At 68.3% G+C, this 15,929-nt stretch carries 17 protein-coding genes; 10 read left to right on the forward strand and 7 right to left on the reverse strand.

Going from position 1 to position 15,929, the window contains the following annotated elements:
- Nucleotides 1-77 precede the first annotated feature (77 nt).
- The 4 genes from FHR04_RS09320 to FHR04_RS20970 all read right to left on the reverse strand — a co-directional run bounded on the left by FHR04_RS09320 (nucleotide 78) and on the right by FHR04_RS20970 (nucleotide 1,381).
- The gene (locus tag FHR04_RS09320; RefSeq protein ID WP_052195130.1) at nucleotides 78-746 is read right to left on the reverse strand and encodes an HD-GYP domain-containing protein; all 669 of its coding nucleotides are present in this window, start codon (nucleotides 744-746) and stop codon (nucleotides 78-80) included.
- Nucleotides 743-931 (reverse strand): hypothetical protein, encoded by a 189-nt coding sequence (locus FHR04_RS09325; RefSeq protein WP_139402692.1) that lies wholly within the window; start codon nucleotides 929-931, stop codon nucleotides 743-745. Before FHR04_RS09325 ends, FHR04_RS09320 begins: the two co-directional genes overlap by 4 nt.
- Nucleotides 932-941: 10 nt before the next feature.
- A complete protein-coding gene (locus FHR04_RS20965; protein ID WP_156122909.1) occupies nucleotides 942-1,085 on the reverse strand; it encodes a hypothetical protein in 144 nt (47 codons plus the stop codon).
- A gap of 152 nt (nucleotides 1,086-1,237) precedes the next feature.
- Entirely contained in the window at nucleotides 1,238-1,381 is a 144-nt protein-coding gene (locus FHR04_RS20970; RefSeq protein ID WP_169745377.1) for a hypothetical protein, read from the reverse strand.
- Between the two features lie 27 nt (nucleotides 1,382-1,408).
- Here FHR04_RS20970 and FHR04_RS09330 point away from each other — a divergent pair, with 27 nt between their 5' ends.
- Nucleotides 1,409-3,022, forward strand: a complete 1,614-nt coding sequence (locus FHR04_RS09330; RefSeq protein ID WP_139402694.1) for an AfsR/SARP family transcriptional regulator — start codon at nucleotides 1,409-1,411, stop codon at nucleotides 3,020-3,022.
- A gap of 46 nt (nucleotides 3,023-3,068) precedes the next feature.
- The gene (locus FHR04_RS09335) at nucleotides 3,069-4,598 is read left to right on the forward strand and encodes an FAD-dependent monooxygenase (protein WP_139402695.1); all 1,530 of its coding nucleotides are present in this window, start codon (nucleotides 3,069-3,071) and stop codon (nucleotides 4,596-4,598) included.
- Here FHR04_RS09335 and FHR04_RS09340 read toward each other — a convergent pair.
- Complete coding sequence (locus FHR04_RS09340) at nucleotides 4,595-5,002, reverse strand: 2Fe-2S iron-sulfur cluster-binding protein (protein ID WP_139402697.1); 408 nt, start codon at nucleotides 5,000-5,002, stop codon at nucleotides 4,595-4,597. The genes FHR04_RS09335 and FHR04_RS09340 overlap by 4 nt on opposite strands.
- A gap of 247 nt (nucleotides 5,003-5,249) precedes the next feature.
- Here FHR04_RS09340 and FHR04_RS09345 point away from each other — a divergent pair, with 247 nt between their 5' ends.
- Nucleotides 5,250-7,007 (forward strand): proline--tRNA ligase, encoded by a 1,758-nt coding sequence (locus FHR04_RS09345; protein WP_139402698.1) that lies wholly within the window; start codon nucleotides 5,250-5,252, stop codon nucleotides 7,005-7,007.
- Between the two features lie 9 nt (nucleotides 7,008-7,016).
- On the opposite strand, the gene FHR04_RS09350 is transcribed toward FHR04_RS09345, so the two are convergent.
- Entirely contained in the window at nucleotides 7,017-8,138 is a 1,122-nt protein-coding gene (locus FHR04_RS09350) for a GGDEF domain-containing protein (protein ID WP_139402700.1), read from the reverse strand.
- Nucleotides 8,139-8,275: 137 nt separating this feature from the next.
- On the opposite strand from FHR04_RS09350, the gene FHR04_RS09355 reads away from it, so the two are divergent.
- Nucleotides 8,276-8,941 carry a rhomboid family intramembrane serine protease gene (locus FHR04_RS09355; protein WP_139402702.1) on the forward strand — a complete coding sequence of 222 codons (666 nt, stop codon included), beginning with the start codon at nucleotides 8,276-8,278 and terminating at the stop codon, nucleotides 8,939-8,941.
- A 10-nt stretch (nucleotides 8,942-8,951) separates the two neighbouring features.
- Here FHR04_RS09355 and FHR04_RS09360 read toward each other — a convergent pair whose 3' ends face one another.
- A complete protein-coding gene (locus tag FHR04_RS09360) occupies nucleotides 8,952-9,569 on the reverse strand; it encodes a VOC family protein (protein WP_139402704.1) in 618 nt (205 codons plus the stop codon).
- Between the two features lie 68 nt (nucleotides 9,570-9,637).
- Between FHR04_RS09360 and FHR04_RS09365 the strand changes: the two genes are divergently transcribed.
- From FHR04_RS09365 to FHR04_RS09390, 6 genes are all read left to right on the forward strand, one after another.
- Complete coding sequence (locus FHR04_RS09365) at nucleotides 9,638-9,823, forward strand: hypothetical protein (protein ID WP_139402706.1); 186 nt, start codon at nucleotides 9,638-9,640, stop codon at nucleotides 9,821-9,823.
- A 210-nt stretch (nucleotides 9,824-10,033) separates the two neighbouring features.
- Entirely contained in the window at nucleotides 10,034-11,722 is a 1,689-nt protein-coding gene (locus tag FHR04_RS09370) for a long-chain fatty acid--CoA ligase (RefSeq protein WP_139402708.1), read from the forward strand.
- Between the two features lie 94 nt (nucleotides 11,723-11,816).
- Nucleotides 11,817-12,596: a nucleotidyltransferase domain-containing protein gene (locus FHR04_RS09375; protein WP_139402710.1), complete on the forward strand. Its 780-nt coding sequence runs from the start codon at nucleotides 11,817-11,819 to the stop codon at nucleotides 12,594-12,596.
- A gap of 10 nt (nucleotides 12,597-12,606) precedes the next feature.
- Entirely contained in the window at nucleotides 12,607-13,614 is a 1,008-nt protein-coding gene (locus tag FHR04_RS09380; protein ID WP_139402712.1) for an alpha/beta hydrolase, read from the forward strand.
- Nucleotides 13,615-13,838: 224 nt separating this feature from the next.
- Nucleotides 13,839-14,888, forward strand: a complete 1,050-nt coding sequence (locus FHR04_RS09385; RefSeq protein WP_139402714.1) for a peptidase C39 family protein — start codon at nucleotides 13,839-13,841, stop codon at nucleotides 14,886-14,888.
- A gap of 94 nt (nucleotides 14,889-14,982) precedes the next feature.
- A complete protein-coding gene (locus FHR04_RS09390; RefSeq protein WP_139402716.1) occupies nucleotides 14,983-15,786 on the forward strand; it encodes an AAC(3) family N-acetyltransferase in 804 nt (267 codons plus the stop codon).
- Nucleotides 15,787-15,929: the final 143 nt, after the last annotated feature.

Genomic DNA, 15,929 nt, shown 5'->3' on the forward strand with positions numbered 1-15,929 from the left:
CCTCCACAAGACATCAAAAAATGCAACTCCCGTCCTGCTGAAGTTGCCGCTGAGTGTGGGTTGTCGGGAGGGGCGTTTCAGTCCAGGGGAAAGCCCGGATGTTGTTGCTGGGGCAGCACGCGGTACGCGAAAATCTGGATCAGCCGGGGATCGAAGGCCGTGCCTGAGTGTTGCAGCAGGTACGTGGTGGCCTCGTCGGCGGTCCAGGCGGCGCGGTACGGGCGATCCGAGACCAGGGCGTCGTACACGTCGGTCACCTTGATGACGCGGGCCAGCAGCGGAATCGACTCGCCGATCAGGCCCAGCGGGTAGCCCTCGCCGTCCCAGCGTTCGTGGTGGTGCAAGATGGCGCCCAGAATCTCGTCGTCGGCCCTGGGGGCCGTGCGGGCCAGGCGGTGGCCCAGACTGGGGTGCTGCTGAATGATCTTGAATTCTGCCGGTGTCAAGGCGCCCGGCTTGTCCAGAATCCTGGTGCTGATGGCGGCCTTGCCGATGTCGTGCAGCAGGGCGGCCCAGACGATCTGGCACACGTCCCGCTCCGTTTGAAGCAGCCCGGCGGCCTCGGCGAGCTTCAGAGACAGGTCCATCACCCGGCGGTCATGCTCGGTGCAGGCGCGGCCCACCACTTTCATGGTCCAGGCATTGACTTCCTGAACGGTGGTTTCGATCAGCAGGGCGTGGTCACTGGGCTCAACGTTCCAGACCTTGCGGGTTGGGTTGTTCCAGGGCACCCACTTGCGGCTCATTCCAGGCCAGCACAGGACAGGCGACCCATCCGGAACGAGAGGCTGTCCATGCGGTTGGTCAGCAGGGAGGCGCTGGCAGGCCGCACGTTGGAAGCGGAGGCGGCCTGGGGCCGCGCCTGCGTTCCCGCCTCGGTGTTGAAGCCTTCACGGACTCTTTGCGTTTTGCGAGGATAAGATGCGGTCATGTCACTTTCCTCAGTTGCCGGTGAAGCTGGACTGGATGTTGACAGTGGGCGTTTTTTCGAGGCAACCGCCACAACCACCGACGCTCTTGGCGTTCGCGGATGTCACGGCTAAAACGAGGACGAGACTGATGAGGGCGCTCAGGCTTTTCTTCATGGCCCCATCATAGTAGGGGGAGTGTGAAAAAGCGTTCTTCGCGTACAGCACAGCTCCAGGCGGATTTTGGCACTGGCAATTATGATGCGGTTTTAACAGCCCTGCAGTCGCAGCAGGACCTGAGCGCTGAGGAAATGGCCTGGCTGGGGGTCTCACTTCTCCGCATCGGCCAGTTTGCAGACGCCGAGGAACCCCTCGAGATGGCAATGGCGCTGGGAAATGACGAAGCGGCGGTGGAGTACGGCAATCTTCTCCGCGCGACAGGTGAACACAGAAGAGCGGCCGCGCATTTCCACGATCTGCTCTCCCGCCTTGACGGTGAGTTGCGTTTCCGAACTCTGCGCTGGTATGGGCTGACTCTGAACTATCTGGGCGAAAATGGCGGCCTCAAGGCCATCGAGGAGGCCCGCAGAGGCTATTTCTCTCTGGGCAACAAGGTGATGGCTGCCCGGATCGCGCATACACTGGCCGCTGTCTATCTCGATCAGGGCAACTTCAAAAATGCTCTCAAGGTGCTAGGGCCTGCCATTCCAGTGCTGGAACTCGACGAAAATAAACGTCCCTTGATAGCCGCGTTCAATACCCTCATTGATATTCAAGTTGACTCTGGTCAGTTAGATGAGGCGGGCGAGACGTTGGAACGGGCACAGGCCACCGCAGCTTTGCTGCACAATGATTACGTCCTTCTGCAGCTTGACGCCAGGCGCATCGATCTGATGCTGCGCGGCGGTGATTACGGTGGTTTCATTGAACAGCTGATCGACCTGGCCAACCGCGCAGAAGAGCTGCGCGAGTTCAATGTCACCGAATACGCCCTGTCCCATCTCGCCAACCATTACAGCCGCATCGGGGAACATGCCGAGGCGGTCCGGACCATTGCCCGCCTGCGCGCCCTGAATCCCGATCTGTCGCTGTACGCGCGGGTGGTCCTGGCGATGATGGCGCTGCGGCGCGGCGACAGCGCCTCGGCGCTGCGGATGCATCTGGAGGTGCGCGAGGAGGCCACGCAGCGCGGCGCGCACATCGACGCCACCCGCGCGCTGCTGCTGGCGGCGTTCAGCGCCTACCGCATGAATGACCTGCCACGCTGCACCGGCCTGCTCTCGGAAGCGTTGCTGGAACTCGCGGGGTTGCCCCACGCCCAGTCGCAGGCCTCGATTGCGCCGGATCTGCGGGAAATCGAGGAGATGCTGGCCTACGCCCGCCTTCAGCCCAATCTGGCCCCGCTGCTGGAAGCCGCGCTGGAGGACGCCTCCTCCCTTGGCGGCACGCTGCGCGACGATCTCTTTACCAGCGGCATGCGCCTGGAGATCATGACGCTGGGTCAGGAGCTGGTGCTGCGCGACGGCATTCCCTGCAGCATGCGCGTGCGCGGCAGCGTGGCGGTGCTGGCCTGCCTGGCGCTGCATCCGCGCAGCACCCGTCAGGACGTGGTGACGCAGCTGTGGCCGGACCGCGATCCCAAAAAGGCCGCCACGTATTTCCGCCAGTGCATCGCCGACATCCGCGAGGCCATCGGCGCCGACGTGGTGCTGGTGGAGGGCGCGCATCAGGCCCCCGAATACCGCCTGAGCAGCAAGGCCAGCGTCATCCTGGACAGCCAGCGGGTGCTGCAGTTGATCGCGGGGGGACAGCTGCCCGCCGCCGTGGCCGCCTACAAGGGTGAATTCCTGCCCAGCCTGCAGGACAGCGAGTGGGCCGAGGAACAACGCATGACCATCCAGCGGGCGCTGGTGGGCTCATTGCGGGCCGAATTGCGGGCCTCGCAGATTGAGCGCGGACAGGAGCGGCGGGTGGTGCTGCTGGCGACGGCCATCCTGGGCATCGACCCCAACGACACCGAGACCGAGGACCTGCGCCTAGAGGTGGCCCGGCGGGTGTCGAGTCCCTCGGAAATCGCCCGGTTCGAGGCCGAGCGGCACCGCCGCATGAACTGAGCGCGGCCCGGCCCCACCGTTATGCTTAGGAACGGAGGGCACGGCGATGACCCACGATCGTTCCGGTCTTGACCCTGAAGTCCTGATTGCGGGCGCTGGCCCCACCGGGCTGTTGCTGGCGCTGTGGTTGACCCGGCTGGGCGTGCGGGTGCAGGTGGTGGATCCCAAATCCGGTCCCACCACCGAGACGCGCGCCATTGCCGTGCAGGCGCGGACGCTGGAGTTCTACGATCAGCTGGGCCTGGGGCGCGAGGCGCTGTCGCGGGGGCGACACGCGGCGGGACTGCGCCTGTGGACGCGGGGACGGGCGCGGGCGGGCGTCGATCTGCGCAGTGCGGGCGCGGGCCTGACCGCCCATCCCGACATCTTCATCCTGACCCAGGATCAGAATGAGGCCCTGTTGCTCGGACAGCTTGAGGCGCTGGGCGGCGGCGTGGAATGGGGGACTGCCCTCACGGGTCTGACCCAGGACGTGGGCGGCGTCACGGCCACGCTGGAGGGAGGAGGGGAGATCAGGACTTTGCGGACAGCGTATCTGGCGGGCTGCGACGGTGCAGGGAGCGTGGTGCGCCGCAGCCTGGGCGTGCCCCTGTCGGGCGGCACCTACCCGCAGCGGTTTTATGTGGCCGACGTGAGCGCCAGCGGCCCACTGAGCGGGGACCGCGTCAACGTGTCGCTGGACGACGATCAGTTTCTAGCCCTTTTTCCCATGCCAGGGCTGGACCGCTGGCGTGTCGTGGGACAGGTGCCAGCAGAGCTGGGCGAGGCCGTCACTTTCGAGACGGTGCGTCCCCAGATCGACTCGCAGCGCGTCGCGCAGGTTTCAGCCGTGCAATGGTTTTCCACCTACCGCGTGCATCACCGGGTGGCCGATTCGTTTCAGGTGGGCCGGGCCTTTCTGCTGGGCGACGCCGCACACGTTCACAGTCCGGTGGGCGGGCAGGGCATGAACACCGGGCTGGGGGACGCCGCCAATCTGGTGTGGAAACTGGCGCAGACGCTCTGTGGGGCGGCCCCTGGGCTGTTGGCCACCTACGGCCCGGAGCGTCGGCCCTTCGCCGTGTCGCTGGTGAACACCACGGACCGCGTCTTCAGCGGTGTGGTCGATCCCTCACCGCTGGCCCGCGTGGTCCGCACGCGCGTGATCCCGGCGTTGTTGGGGCTGTTCAGCCGTCCGGCAGCGGTCCGGCGCTGGGCGTTCGGGCGGCTCTCGCAACTCCTGATTCACTATCCTCACAGTCCGCTGAGCGTGGGCCGCGCGGGCCGGGTGCGGGGCGGGGACCGCCTGCCATGGGTGCCGCTGGCGGGGGGCAGCAACCTCGGTGCCCTTCAATCACTGCGCTGGCAAGTTCACGTCTACGGCACGCCGTCGCCGGACCTGCTGACGTGGTGCGCCGTGCGGGAGCTGCCGCTGCATGCCTTCGCCTTCACGGCGGCAGCACGACGCGCCGGACTGGTCCGGAACGCGTGCTGTCTGGTGCGCCCGGACGGGTATGTGGGGCTGGCCCTGTCCCGTTTCAACCTGCAGGAGGCTGAAGCCTACGCGGCCCGCTGGCTGCCTGCCTCGGGGGGTTAGCCCTCGGTCGAGGCGCCGGGGCGGGTGGTCCAGCGGGGCTCCGGCTCGATGGTCGCGGCGGGGGCCTTGCCCGGTTCCAGGCCGGTGCTGGAGGCGGTCTGCAGCGGCGTGAGCCGCATGCCCGGCGCGCACTCGATCTGGCAGGACAGCCGGGCCTGGCCCAGCAGTTCCTTCTCGGTCAGCTTGTCGTACTCGGCCAGCGTCATGGCGTCGGGTTCGCCCTCCTGAAACGACACGCGGCAGGTGGTGCACCGGGCCACGCCGCCGCAGCGGTGCAGGATGTCCACGCCGCCGCGTTCCAGCGCCAGCACCAGCCGCTCGCCCGTGTGCGCCGTGATCTCGCCGAAGCCTTCAACCTGAAGCGTGATGGTCTGGCTGGTGGTCTGGGGGTTGGTCTGGGTCATGGCCGACAGCATGGCACGGGTGGGCCGCAAAGGATTGCCGCTTGACCGGCCCCGGCCCTGGCCTGTAGCGTACGGCCCATGAGCGAGCAGACGATCCCCCACACGCAGCGGCCCAGCGGCCTGCGGCGTGTCGGTGCGGGCCTGCCCGTGCTCCCGCCGCCCTCCGGGGTGTAAAGACGCCAGTGTTGCCGGCTGCGTCCCCATGACGCCTGACCCGCCGTTTTTACATTTTTGAAGGGAGAAAAAGATGCGCCTGTCACAAGGTTCGTTCGTCACGCGGCGCGAAACGCCGTCGGAGGCAGACACGCGCGGCACGGAAATGCTGCTGCGCGCCGGCTTCATCCGCCAGATCGGCAGCGGCCTGTACGCCACGCTGCCCCTGATGACCCGCGTGCTGCACAGGCTGGAAGCATTGATCCGCCAGGAACTGAGCGGCGCGGCGCAGGAGATCAGCCTGCCGCTGCTGCAACCCGCCGCGCTGTGGCGGCAGTCCGGGCGCTGGGCCGCCTACACCCAGGCGGACCAGTTGATGTTCGCGGTGACCGACCGGGGCGGGCGCGAGCTGGCGCTGGCCCCCACCCACGAGGAGGTCGCCGTGGCCGTGGCCCGCGAACTGGTCGGCAGCTACCGCGATCTGCCCCTGAGCGTATACCAGATCGGGCGCAAGTTCCGCGACGAGTTGCGGCCCCGCGCCGGGCTGCTCAGGACGCGCGAATTCGTGATGAAGGACGGGTACAGTTTTCACGCCACGCCCGAGGATCTGGCCCGGACCTTCGAGGTCATGGGCGCCGCCTACGCCCGCATCCTGACCCGGCTGGGCGCGGACTGGCGCGCGGCGCAGGCCGACAGTGGATTGATCGGCGGGGCCGAGAGCCGCGAGTACCTGCTGCTCTCGGCCGTGGGCGAGGACACGCTGCTGTTCACCGCCGACGGCCGGTACGCCGCCAACGCGGAGCGGGCCGTGTCGCGTGCCCACCTCGCTCCGGCCAGCCCGTTCGGGAGCTTTGAACGCCGCCACACGCCCGGCACGCCTACGGTGGTGAGCGCCTGCGCCGCGCTGGGCTGCGAGGCCAGCCAGATGGTCAAGAACGTACTGTACGAGGCGGCGTTTCTCAATGGCGGTCAGTCCTCCACCCAACCCGTGCTGATCAGCCTGCGCGGCGATCACAGTGTCAATCCGGTCAAGCTGTGGAATGCCGTGTCGGCGCGGGTGGAGGGCACGCTGTCCGCGCTGGAGGTGGCCGACACGGAACGGTGGGCCGCCGGTCTGCCGCTGGGCTTCATCGCCCCTGATCTGCCGGACAGCCCAGAACGGTCCTTTCTACGCCTGTGCGACGAGGCAGCGGCGCAATCCAGGCATTTTGCCACTGGCGCCAACGAGACTGACTGGCACGTGGTGGGCGCGAACTGGGGCGAGCAGTACCCGCTGCCGGTCGTTGCGGACCTGCGGCAGGCAGCGGCGGGCGAGGCGTCGCTGCACGATCCGGCCCAGCCGCTGCTCTCGGCGCGCGGCACCGAGGTAGGCCACATCTTCCAGCTGGGCACGCGCTATACGGGGGCGCTGGGCATGACCTTCACGGCGGCGGACGGAAAGACGCAGACGCCCACGATGGGCTGCTACGGCCTGGGCGTGACCCGGCTGGCGGCGGCACTGGCCGAGCAGTTCGCCGACGAACGCGGTCTGGTGTGGCCCGCCGTCATCGCCCCGCACGAGGTCCTCCTGACCGTGGTGGACCTGAAGGACGCCGCACAGGTGGAGGCGGCCGAAACGCTGTATGCGGCGTTTCGGGCCGCCGGCATTGACGCGCTGCTGGATGACCGCCCCCTGCGGGCCGGCGTCAAATTCGCCGACGCCGATCTGACGGGCATTCCCTGGCGGGTGACGCTGGGGCGCGGGGTCAGCAGGGGGCAGGCGGAAGTCCGGGAGCGGCGCAGTGGAGAGGTCCGGGAGACCGCGCTGGACGCAGTGGTCGTCCACCTGCGGGACCAGCTGAACGGGGCGTAGGCCCCTGGGTCACGAGGCCAGGACCGCCGGCAGCGCCGCGTAACCGTGGACGACGACCCGGTCCCGGCCCGAAGACTTGGCCGCATACAGCGCAGCGTCGGCGCGGGCCAGCAGGCCGTTGAAATCCTCGCCCGCCCGGACGCTGCTCACGCCGATGCTGACCGTCACCTGCAGTCCATGCGGCCAGGGCCAGGCGCGGAACTCGGCCAGCAGTTGCTCGGCCCGTTCCGCAGCCCGCCGCTGCGCCGTGCCCGGCAGCACCACGATGAACTCCTCGCCCCCCCAGCGGCCCACCGTGGGCGGCGGCGCACCCGCGTCGGCCGCGCAGTTGCGCAGCACCTCGCCTGCCGCCGCAAGCACCTCGTCGCCCACGCCGTGGCCGTGCCTGTCGTTGATGCGCTTGAAATGGTCCAGATCGACCAGCAGGATGGCGCCGGGCTGTCCGGGGGCCGCGTCCCTGAGCAGCGCGTCCACCGCCGGATATACCGCGTGGCGGTTGGGCAGGCGGGTCAGGGGATCGGTGAAGGCCAGCTGGCGCAGCAGTTCCTGGGTCTTGGTCTGGGTGGCGTACTGGGCGCGGAACCACGACAGGCCCCACACCAGCAGGAATACCAGCAGGGCATTGAGCTGCACCCGCACCAGGCCGGAGACCGACGGCGCGGTGTAGGTGGCGGGCAGCAGCCACGGCAGCAGCAGGCTTACGGGCAGGTACGTCAGGTTGAACGCGGCGGCCCGGGCCGGCGTCAGGGCCAGGAACGCCAGCACGCTCACGCCCGTCACCGCCCAGTACGGCCCGCTGTTGGGGTAGGCCCCCGGCAGCGTGGGGGCGGTCAGGCTGACCAGCACGATGTGCGCGGTGCTGGCGGCGGCCAGAACGCCGATGGCGGTCAGTTCGACGACAACCAGCGCCCGGCCCGACAGCAGCCACCACAGAATCGGCACGCCCATAACCAGCAGCGCCGGGGCCACGTACTGCAGGTACGGTTCGGGCAGATTCAGCACGCGCTGCAGCACCCAACCAAACAGCAGCAGCACCATGCCGCAGCCCAGCGTGCCGATGTACAGCCGCCGCCGCACCGCCTCCCCGTAGGGATCGAGGCTCGGCAGGTGCAGATTGGCTTCCAGGCTCATGCCGTCAGCGTATCCAGCCCACTCTTGCCCGGCCCTGACAGACCGGCCTTTGAAGTGCGCGGCCCCGGCGCAGTGCGGCCCGCCCAGATTCGCCGCAGCCCACTGAACCTCATCGCCCTATCCTGCAGACTTGGACCATGAGATCGCCGCCGCCGCCCGCCCGTCGTCCCCAGGCGCCCCGGTCCCGGCCCGCACCGGGACCGTCGCCCCTTGCACCGGGCAGGCCGCAGATCGGCCCTGCGCTGTGGGTCACCGCTGGGCTGATCGCCGCCGTCTGGTTACAGGAGATCGTCGATCTGCTGGGCTTCGGCGGGGGGCTGGATGTGTACGGCATCGAACCCCGGACCCCGGGCACCTTCTGGCATGTGCTGACCGCGCCGTTCCTGCACTACGGCTTTCCGCACCTGATCGCCAACACCGTCCCGCTGGCGGTGCTGGCCTTCATGAGCGCGGTGCGCGGTGTGGGGCGGTTTCTGGCGGTCACGCTGGTGGTGGCGGTGGTGGGCGGCGGGCTGGTGTGGCTGCTGGGGCGCGGCGGCAGCGTGCATCTGGGGGCCAGCGAACTGATCTTCGGCTACCTGGCCTACCTGCTGGGCGTGGGCTGGTGGGAGCGCACCCCCGCCGCGATTGGCGTGGCCGTGGTGGCGGCTGTGCTGTACGGCGGCATCCTGTGGGGCGTGCTGCCCGGCAATCCCGCGGTGTCGTGGGAGGCGCACCTGTTCGGCTTTCTGGCCGGGTTGCTGGCGGCGGCGCTGCTGCACGGGCGCAGGCCAGGGAAGATGACTGGGGGGAAAAGAGGGTGAGCTTCTCGCCTCACCACTCGCCCAGCGTGACCAGTCCATCCGGCGTTTCCAGGACGGCGCGCAGTTCGGCCTGCGGGGCCTCGTAGACTTCCACCTCGCCCCTGAAGTTCAGGGTGTCCAGCACGGCGCGCAGGGTGTCGGGCTGTGGCGTACCCAGACGCAACCGGCCCAGGCGCACGCCCATGTCGGTCAGGCGGGTGGGGGGCGGCGGCGTGTGCCACTGAATGCGCGATGGAGCGACGCCGTCCATGGGCAGCCCGCCGTTCTCGGGCACGGTCAGAGCCCAGCGGTTGTCGCCGCGCGTGAGTTCCAGCACCTCCGGGCCAGGCTCCAGCTTCTCGACTGCCGCCACCCAGTGGATCAGCGCGGGACCGTCTTGCAGCCGTTCGTGCATCTCCGGCGTGTCCAGCCCGAACCAGCGGGGGCGGTCCGGGGCGGGGGCGTCTGGGTCAATGGCGATGACCTCCAGGTAGCCGTCCGGCCCCAGCGACAGCAGCGCGTTGTGCGTGCCGAAGTGGTCGTGCTGGCCGCCGTCCTGCATGGGCACGCCCAGACGGCCTTCGAGCCAAGCGCGGCCATCTTCGAGGGTGCGGGCGGCAATGACCAGATGATCCAGGGTGGCGGGCATCCATGCAGCATACGCAAATCGTGATGGTCCGCCTTGCAGGGTCCTGTGGCCGGCGCGCACGCTGGGGCATGAATCTGCGCCGCTGGCTTGCTGGGGTGTTTCGCCGGGACACGCGGGGGCCGATTCCACCGCGTGACGATCAGGATGATGGCATCGGCGTGCTGGTCCCCGCCGGGCCACGTCCGCTGCGGGGCGGGGCGCACGCGAAGCCGCCCGTGCCCGAGAAGGAGCGGCAGGACAGGCCACGCCGATAACCCTGACAGGAAGCAGGCCCGCCGTTTCTGGCGGGTTTTTCATGGATCGGTGGCCCGGCGCCAGCAGAACGCACGCGAAAATACGTCTGCCCCGCCCGGCACTCTCTATACTCGGCCCAAACACCGCCGTTTTCAGACCGGGTGGCCGCCACAGGCCGCCGCCGTTCTTCTCATTTCCCCCTTCCCCTTTCTCTGCGCGGAGGCTCAACTATGCAAGGCAACATGATGGACGTTCAACTGACGGTGCCCACCATTCTGGAGCGCATTCGCGGGCAGTACCGCAACCGTGAGGTGGTCAGCCTGCTGGCGGCGGGCCGCGACGAGGCGGGCAACCCCATTCCAAAAAAGCACCGCACCACCTACGGCGACGTGGCCGACCGTGCCCTGCGTCTGGCGAACGGCCTGCTGGGCCTGGGCCTGGAGCGCGGCGACCGGGTGGCGACGCTGGCGGTCAACTCGTTCCGGCACTTGGAGGCGTACCTGGGCGTGCCCAGCGCGGGGCTGGTGCTGCACACCGTCAACATCCGCCTGCACCCCGAACAGGTGGCCTGGATTCTCAATGACGCCGAAGACCGCGTGCTGATGATCGAGAACGTCTTTGCGGCGATGATTCCGGCCCTCAAGGCCGCGTGCCCGAAACTGGAGCACATCATCGTGATGGGACCGCTGCCGCAGGCCATGCCCGGTGTGCGGGATTACGACACCTTCGTGATGGGCGCCGAACCGCTGCCCCGCTACCCGCGTCTGGACGAGAACGAGGCGGCGGCCATGTGCTACACCTCCGGCACCACGGGCAACCCCAAGGGCGTGCTGTACACCCACCGCTCCACCGTGCTGCACTCGCTGGCCAGCGCGCCCAAGGACGCCCTGAACGTGGGTGAGGCCGACAGCGTGCTGCCCATCGTGCCGATGTTCCACGTCAACGCCTGGGGCCTGCCCTACACCTGCGCCATGTACGGCGCCAAGCAGGTGTATGCCGGGATCTTCAGCGACGGCCGCAGCATCGCCACGCTGCTGCAGGACGAGGGGGTCACCATCACGGCGGGCGTGCCGACCATCTGGATGGGTCTGCTGGCCGAACTCGACCGGGCCAGGGAGGCCGGGGAGCCGTACAGGCTGGACGGCCTGGAGCGCGTGATCGTGGGGGGTAGCGCCGCGCCGGAGGCCATGATCCGGGCCTTCCAGAACCGTCACGACCTGAACATGTTGCAGGCCTGGGGCATGACCGAGACGCACCCGCTGGGCACCGCCAGCAGCGTGCCCTTCGACGTCGACCCGACCAGCGACGAGGGCTACAAACTGCGCGCCAAGCAGGGCCGCACCGTGCCGCTGGTCTTTCTGGACATCGTGGATGGGAACCGCCAGCGCCTGCCGCACGACGGCAAGACGATGGGGAACCTGATCGCGCGTGGCCCGTGGATTGCCAACAGCTACTACAAGGGCGCGGGCCAGGACAATTTCTTCGAGCTGGACGGCGAGCTGTGGTTCGACACCGGAGACATCTCCACCCTGGACGAGCGCGGGTACATGCACATTCAGGATCGCAGCAAGGATCTGATCAAGTCCGGCGGCGAGTGGATCAGCAGCGTGGATCTGGAAAACGCGATCATGGCGCACCCCGCCGTGGCGCAGTGCGCCGTGATTGCCATGGACGATCCCAAGTGGGACGAGCGCCCGCTGGCCGTGGTGGTGCCGCGCCCCGGCCAGACCGTGACCCATCAGGAACTGCTGGACTTGCTGGAACCCCATTTCGCCAAGTTCTGGCTGCCCGACGCCACCGTGCTCACCGACAGCCTGCCCATCGGCGCCACTGGCAAGTTCTTGAAGCGCGAACTGCGCGAGGAATACCGGGGGTACTCGGCGGGCAATTCGCCGCAGCGGGCCGAGCAGCCCGGCTAAACGCCTGAATATGCCGGCGCTGCCTGCCATCTGGGGGCGGCGCTGCGTCATTCGGCGGATACCCGGCGCGGCGGGAACATGACACGCTGAGGCCATGACCTTCCATGCCGTTCTGGATGAAGTGCTGACCGAGCTTCGGCAGGAGGACGGCGTGCAGGCCATCTTCCTGACCGGCAGCGTGGCCCGGGGTGAGGCAGACGAGTTCAGCGATCTGGATGTCAGCGTGCTGGTGGCATCCGAGACGTTCGTTCGCAACGAAGTCACTTACCGCAGTGGCGTGCTGCTCAGCGTGGAGCGCTCCACCGCCGCGCACCGCAGCCGGGCGTTTACGGAGCCGGAGACGGCGCTGTGGAATCTGGTGTCGCTGCAAACCGGTGTGCCGTTGCATGATCGGCACGGCATTTTTGCCGACCTTCAAACTCAGGCACGGGCAGTGCGCTGGGCCGAGCTGGCGGCAAGGGCCGACGCGCGGGCCGCTGCGCTGCTGGCCGACAGCACCGAGGAACTGCACAAGGTGATGGGCGGTCTGAGTGCCGGTAACGACGCGAAGGTGGCCTACGCGTGCCTGGGCCTGACATTCTCGCTGGGTAAGGTGGCGCTGCTGGCCGCCGGAACGCCCTTACCCAGCGAGAATGTCTTCCTGACTTGGGCACGTGACGCCTGGGCCGACGCTGAATGGCGAGAGGCTTACGGCGTGCTGGCCGGATTGGGCAGCGGTGATGTCCGGGCCAGGGGCCACGCCGCCCTGAGCGCCCACCGCCGCGCGGTGGCCCTGCTGCGCTGGACAGACGGCCCGGCACGCGAGCTGGCGCAGGCGGCGGCGGAGCGGGCAGCGGCCTTCCTGCCGCCCTCCCCGGCGGTGCCCACCACGTAGAATCCTCCGCATGGCCGTTTCCGTTTCCGGGCAAGATGTCACCTTCACGCCCCCACCCGGCGCCGTGGCCCTGGTGGGGGATTTCACCGACTGGCGCAAGCAGCCCCCCCTGCCCGTGACGGCGGGGCAGCCCCTCACGCTGAGGCTGCCGCGCGGCGCGTGGGTGGAATACGCGTGGCTGGACGCGGTGGGCGAGGCCTTCGCCGATCCCGACAACCCCCAGAAGTCCCTGAATCCGTGGTGGCCCTACCCACGCGCGGCGGTGGTGGGCGAGTACGCGCGTCATCCGCTGTGGCTGGCCCCGGAGGCCACCCGCAAGGGAACGGCCACGCGCCTGAGCTGGGAGGGGGGCATCTTTCCCGGCACCCGCCGCGCCATCGTGTACACGCCGCACGGCTACGAGGCCGGCACCGCCCTTCCGGTCTATTACGTGCAGGACGGCGTGGCCTTCTACCGCACCGGCAAGCTGGGCGACGTGATGGACCGGGCGCTGGAGGCCGGACTGGCGACGGGCGCGGCCCTGGTCTTCGTGGAGCCCGGCGACCGCAGCGAGGAATATTACCTGAATGACCGCTACCTGGACTTTCTGACCGGGGAAGTGTTTCCCCGCGTGGAGGGCGAGCTGGTCACCGTCAGCGAGCGTGGCCTGTGGGGCGCGAGCCTGGGCGGGCTGATCTCGCTGCATCTGGGCAGCCGCCACCCCGAACTGTTCAGCCGCGTGGTCAGCCACAGCGGGGCGTTCATTGCCCGGCCCGGCGCACGGGACGCCTCGGGCGTGATCGACACCACCGGGGCCGGGGAATGGCTGCTGGAGGAACTGCGGCAGGCTCCGCCCACGCACCTGAACACCAGTCTGGATACGGGGGCGCTGGAATGGCTGACCGGCCCCAACCGCCGCATAGCGGGTCTGTTTGCCGATCTGGCCCTCCCCCACCAGTACCGCGAATACCCCAGCGGCCACACCTGGGTGACTTGGCGCGAGGCGCTGCCAGAGGCGTTTCTGTACATGCAGGGCTGAAATGGACTCCGATTGAAAGGGGTTGAAAACACCTGGAAATCCGAGTGAGAGGAGCAGCGTCTTCATGGGCGTCTGTTCGCGACGACAGCGAGCAGGAGAAAAACGGGTTCCGGACGTGGAGTGTGGACATCGGAGCTGTCCCGATTTCTATCGCGTTACAAACGGAATCCGTATGAGCCTTCCTCACCACCACCCGTGCCACAGACGGCATAGTCGCCCCATTCATGCGGATTCCTCTTCTTCTGACTCTTGCACTCTCCAGCGGCGCGGGGGCGCTCACCATGACCTATCCCAGCAGCACCACCACCATCCATGAGCGGGCCGCCGACTGGGCGGGCGCGGACGTTCAGGGCACGCAGATTCACGCGGAAGCCATCTCGCTGGCTCCTGGCCTCACGACTGGCACGCTGACCTCGGCCCCGCTGACCGTGACCGCCTTCGACGAGCTGGTGCCGTCCTGGAATGCCGTGACGCCGGGGGCGGGCAGCGTGACCGTTGAGGTGCGGGCGCGGGTAGGTGCAGAGTGGTCACGCTGGTACTCCTTTGGTACCTGGAGCAGCGCCGAGGGCCGCAGCAGCGTGAATGGCCAGAAGGACAGCGCTGGGCAGGTTATGACCGATACACTGCGCCTGAGCAAACAGGCCACCTCTTACCAGTACCGCGTGACCCTTCGTGGACAGGGAACCACGTTGCGGCTGCTGGCCTTTAACACCTCTGAACGTGCCCGCCGGAGCGCAGGTCTGGGGCAGGCCAGCGATAAAACGGCCTGGGGCAAGGTGAACGACGTGCCGCAGCGTTCGCAAATGATCTACCCCGACGGCGGCGAGGTGTGGTGTAGCCCCACCAGCGTTTCGATGATCCTGGCCGCGCGCGGCATTGACATCAAGGTGCCGCAGGCGGCTCGGGCCACCTATGACCGCGCCTACGATGGCACGGGCAACTGGTCTTTCAATGCCGCCTACGCCGGATCGCTGGGGCAGCGGGCCTACGTGACGCGTTTGCCCAGTCTGGCGGCCGCCGAGAAATTCACGGGCGCGGGCATTCCGCTGGCCGTCAGTCTGGGCTGGAAAAAAGGCGAGTTGCCCGGCGCGGCCATTGCCACCAGCAGCGGCCACCTGATGGTTTTAATTGGCTTCGACAAGGCGGGCAATCCCGTTCTGAACGATCCCGCCGCCCCCAGCAACGACACCGTGCGCCGCACCTACCCGCGTGCCGCCTTCGAGAAGCTGTGGCTGACGCACAGCGGCGGCCTGAGCTACGTGATCGGGGAGTAGCAGGTGCGCCGACTCGTCTGTGTCCCAGCGTCCGGGTTGTCCAGGGGCGACACCCTCCCACCCTCGTGACTCCTGACCGGGCCAAGGACTGAACATGACAGAAACGGACGCCATCGCTCTGGCCGACACGCCCCGCACCCGCGCCAGCCTCGCCGCCGACCTCCGCGCCCTGGGTGTCCGGGCGGGGGACATGCTGATGGTTCACGTCAGTCTGAGCAGTCTGGGCTGGGTGGTCGGCGGCCCGGTGGCCGTGATCCAGGCGCTACAGGACGCGGTGACACCAGCGGGAACGGTGGTCATGCCCACCTTTACCCTGCACCTGACCGATCCGGCCGGCTGGCGGCGGCTGGCTGTTCCGCCGTCCTGGTGGGCCACCATTCGCGCCGAGATGCCCGCCTTCGACCCGGCCCTGACGCCCTCGCGCGGGGTGGGCCGCGTCGCTGAACTGCTCAGAACATGGCCCGAGGCCCGGCGCAGCAATCACCCGCACAGTTCTTTCGCCGCGTGGGGCCGACAGGCCGAATACATCACGGCGGACCATCCCCTGACGTTCTCGCTGGGGGACGGCTCCCCGCTGGCCCGCGTGTATGACCTGGACGGGCGGGTGCTGCTGCTGGGAACGCAGAACAACACCAGCCTGCATCTGGCGGAGGTCCGGGCCGGGAAGCAGGCGACTGTGCCCTTCAGCGGTCCCGTTCTGGTGGACGGTCAGCCGAAGTGGGTGACCTTCGACGAGTGCGATTACGACGAGGACGCCTTCCCGCCCGTCAAGGCCGCTTTTGAGGCCAGCGGCGCGGTGACAGTGGGGAACGTCGGCTCGGCCACCGCGAAACTGATGTCCCAGCGGGCGCTGGTTGATTTTGCCGTGCAGTGGTGGACGGCTGATGCTCCCGGTTGACGTCCTGAGCGCAGGCGCTGGGCTCAGGTCACTGGGCTGGGGGTCCGGCGACGGAGCGAGCCGTTCCCTCCCACCCCGCGCTCAGGGCTCCCGACCCTACATATGGATTCCGCGTTATCACTGTCAGAAGGCAGGTCCACTGG

It is taken from the genome of Deinococcus radiopugnans ATCC 19172 (genome assembly GCF_006335125.1).
Lineage (GTDB): Bacteria > Deinococcota > Deinococci > Deinococcales > Deinococcaceae > Deinococcus > Deinococcus radiopugnans.

Coding starts and splice junctions, on each gene's coding strand:
- FHR04_RS09380 (WP_139402712.1), top strand. CDS start 12,607: ATGGCCGTTTCCGTTTCCGGGCAAGATGTCACCTTCACGCCCCCACCC.
- FHR04_RS09370 (WP_139402708.1), top strand. CDS start 10,034: ATGCAAGGCAACATGATGGACGTTCAACTGACGGTGCCCACCATTCTG.
- FHR04_RS09345 (WP_139402698.1), top strand. CDS start 5,250: ATGCGCCTGTCACAAGGTTCGTTCGTCACGCGGCGCGAAACGCCGTCG.
- FHR04_RS09340 (WP_139402697.1), bottom strand. CDS start 5,002: ATGACCCAGACCAACCCCCAGACCACCAGCCAGACCATCACGCTTCAG.
- FHR04_RS09320 (WP_052195130.1), bottom strand. CDS start 746: ATGAGCCGCAAGTGGGTGCCCTGGAACAACCCAACCCGCAAGGTCTGG.
- FHR04_RS09375 (WP_139402710.1), top strand. CDS start 11,817: ATGACCTTCCATGCCGTTCTGGATGAAGTGCTGACCGAGCTTCGGCAG.
- FHR04_RS09325 (WP_139402692.1), bottom strand. CDS start 931: ATGACCGCATCTTATCCTCGCAAAACGCAAAGAGTCCGTGAAGGCTTC.
- FHR04_RS09365 (WP_139402706.1), top strand. CDS start 9,638: ATGAATCTGCGCCGCTGGCTTGCTGGGGTGTTTCGCCGGGACACGCGG.
- FHR04_RS09360 (WP_139402704.1), bottom strand. CDS start 9,569: ATGCCCGCCACCCTGGATCATCTGGTCATTGCCGCCCGCACCCTCGAA.
- FHR04_RS09335 (WP_139402695.1), top strand. CDS start 3,069: ATGACCCACGATCGTTCCGGTCTTGACCCTGAAGTCCTGATTGCGGGC.
- FHR04_RS09355 (WP_139402702.1), top strand. CDS start 8,276: ATGAGATCGCCGCCGCCGCCCGCCCGTCGTCCCCAGGCGCCCCGGTCC.
- FHR04_RS20965 (WP_156122909.1), bottom strand. CDS start 1,085: ATGAAGAAAAGCCTGAGCGCCCTCATCAGTCTCGTCCTCGTTTTAGCC.
- FHR04_RS09350 (WP_139402700.1), bottom strand. CDS start 8,138: ATGAGCCTGGAAGCCAATCTGCACCTGCCGAGCCTCGATCCCTACGGG.
- FHR04_RS09390 (WP_139402716.1), top strand. CDS start 14,983: ATGACAGAAACGGACGCCATCGCTCTGGCCGACACGCCCCGCACCCGC.
- FHR04_RS09385 (WP_139402714.1), top strand. CDS start 13,839: ATGCGGATTCCTCTTCTTCTGACTCTTGCACTCTCCAGCGGCGCGGGG.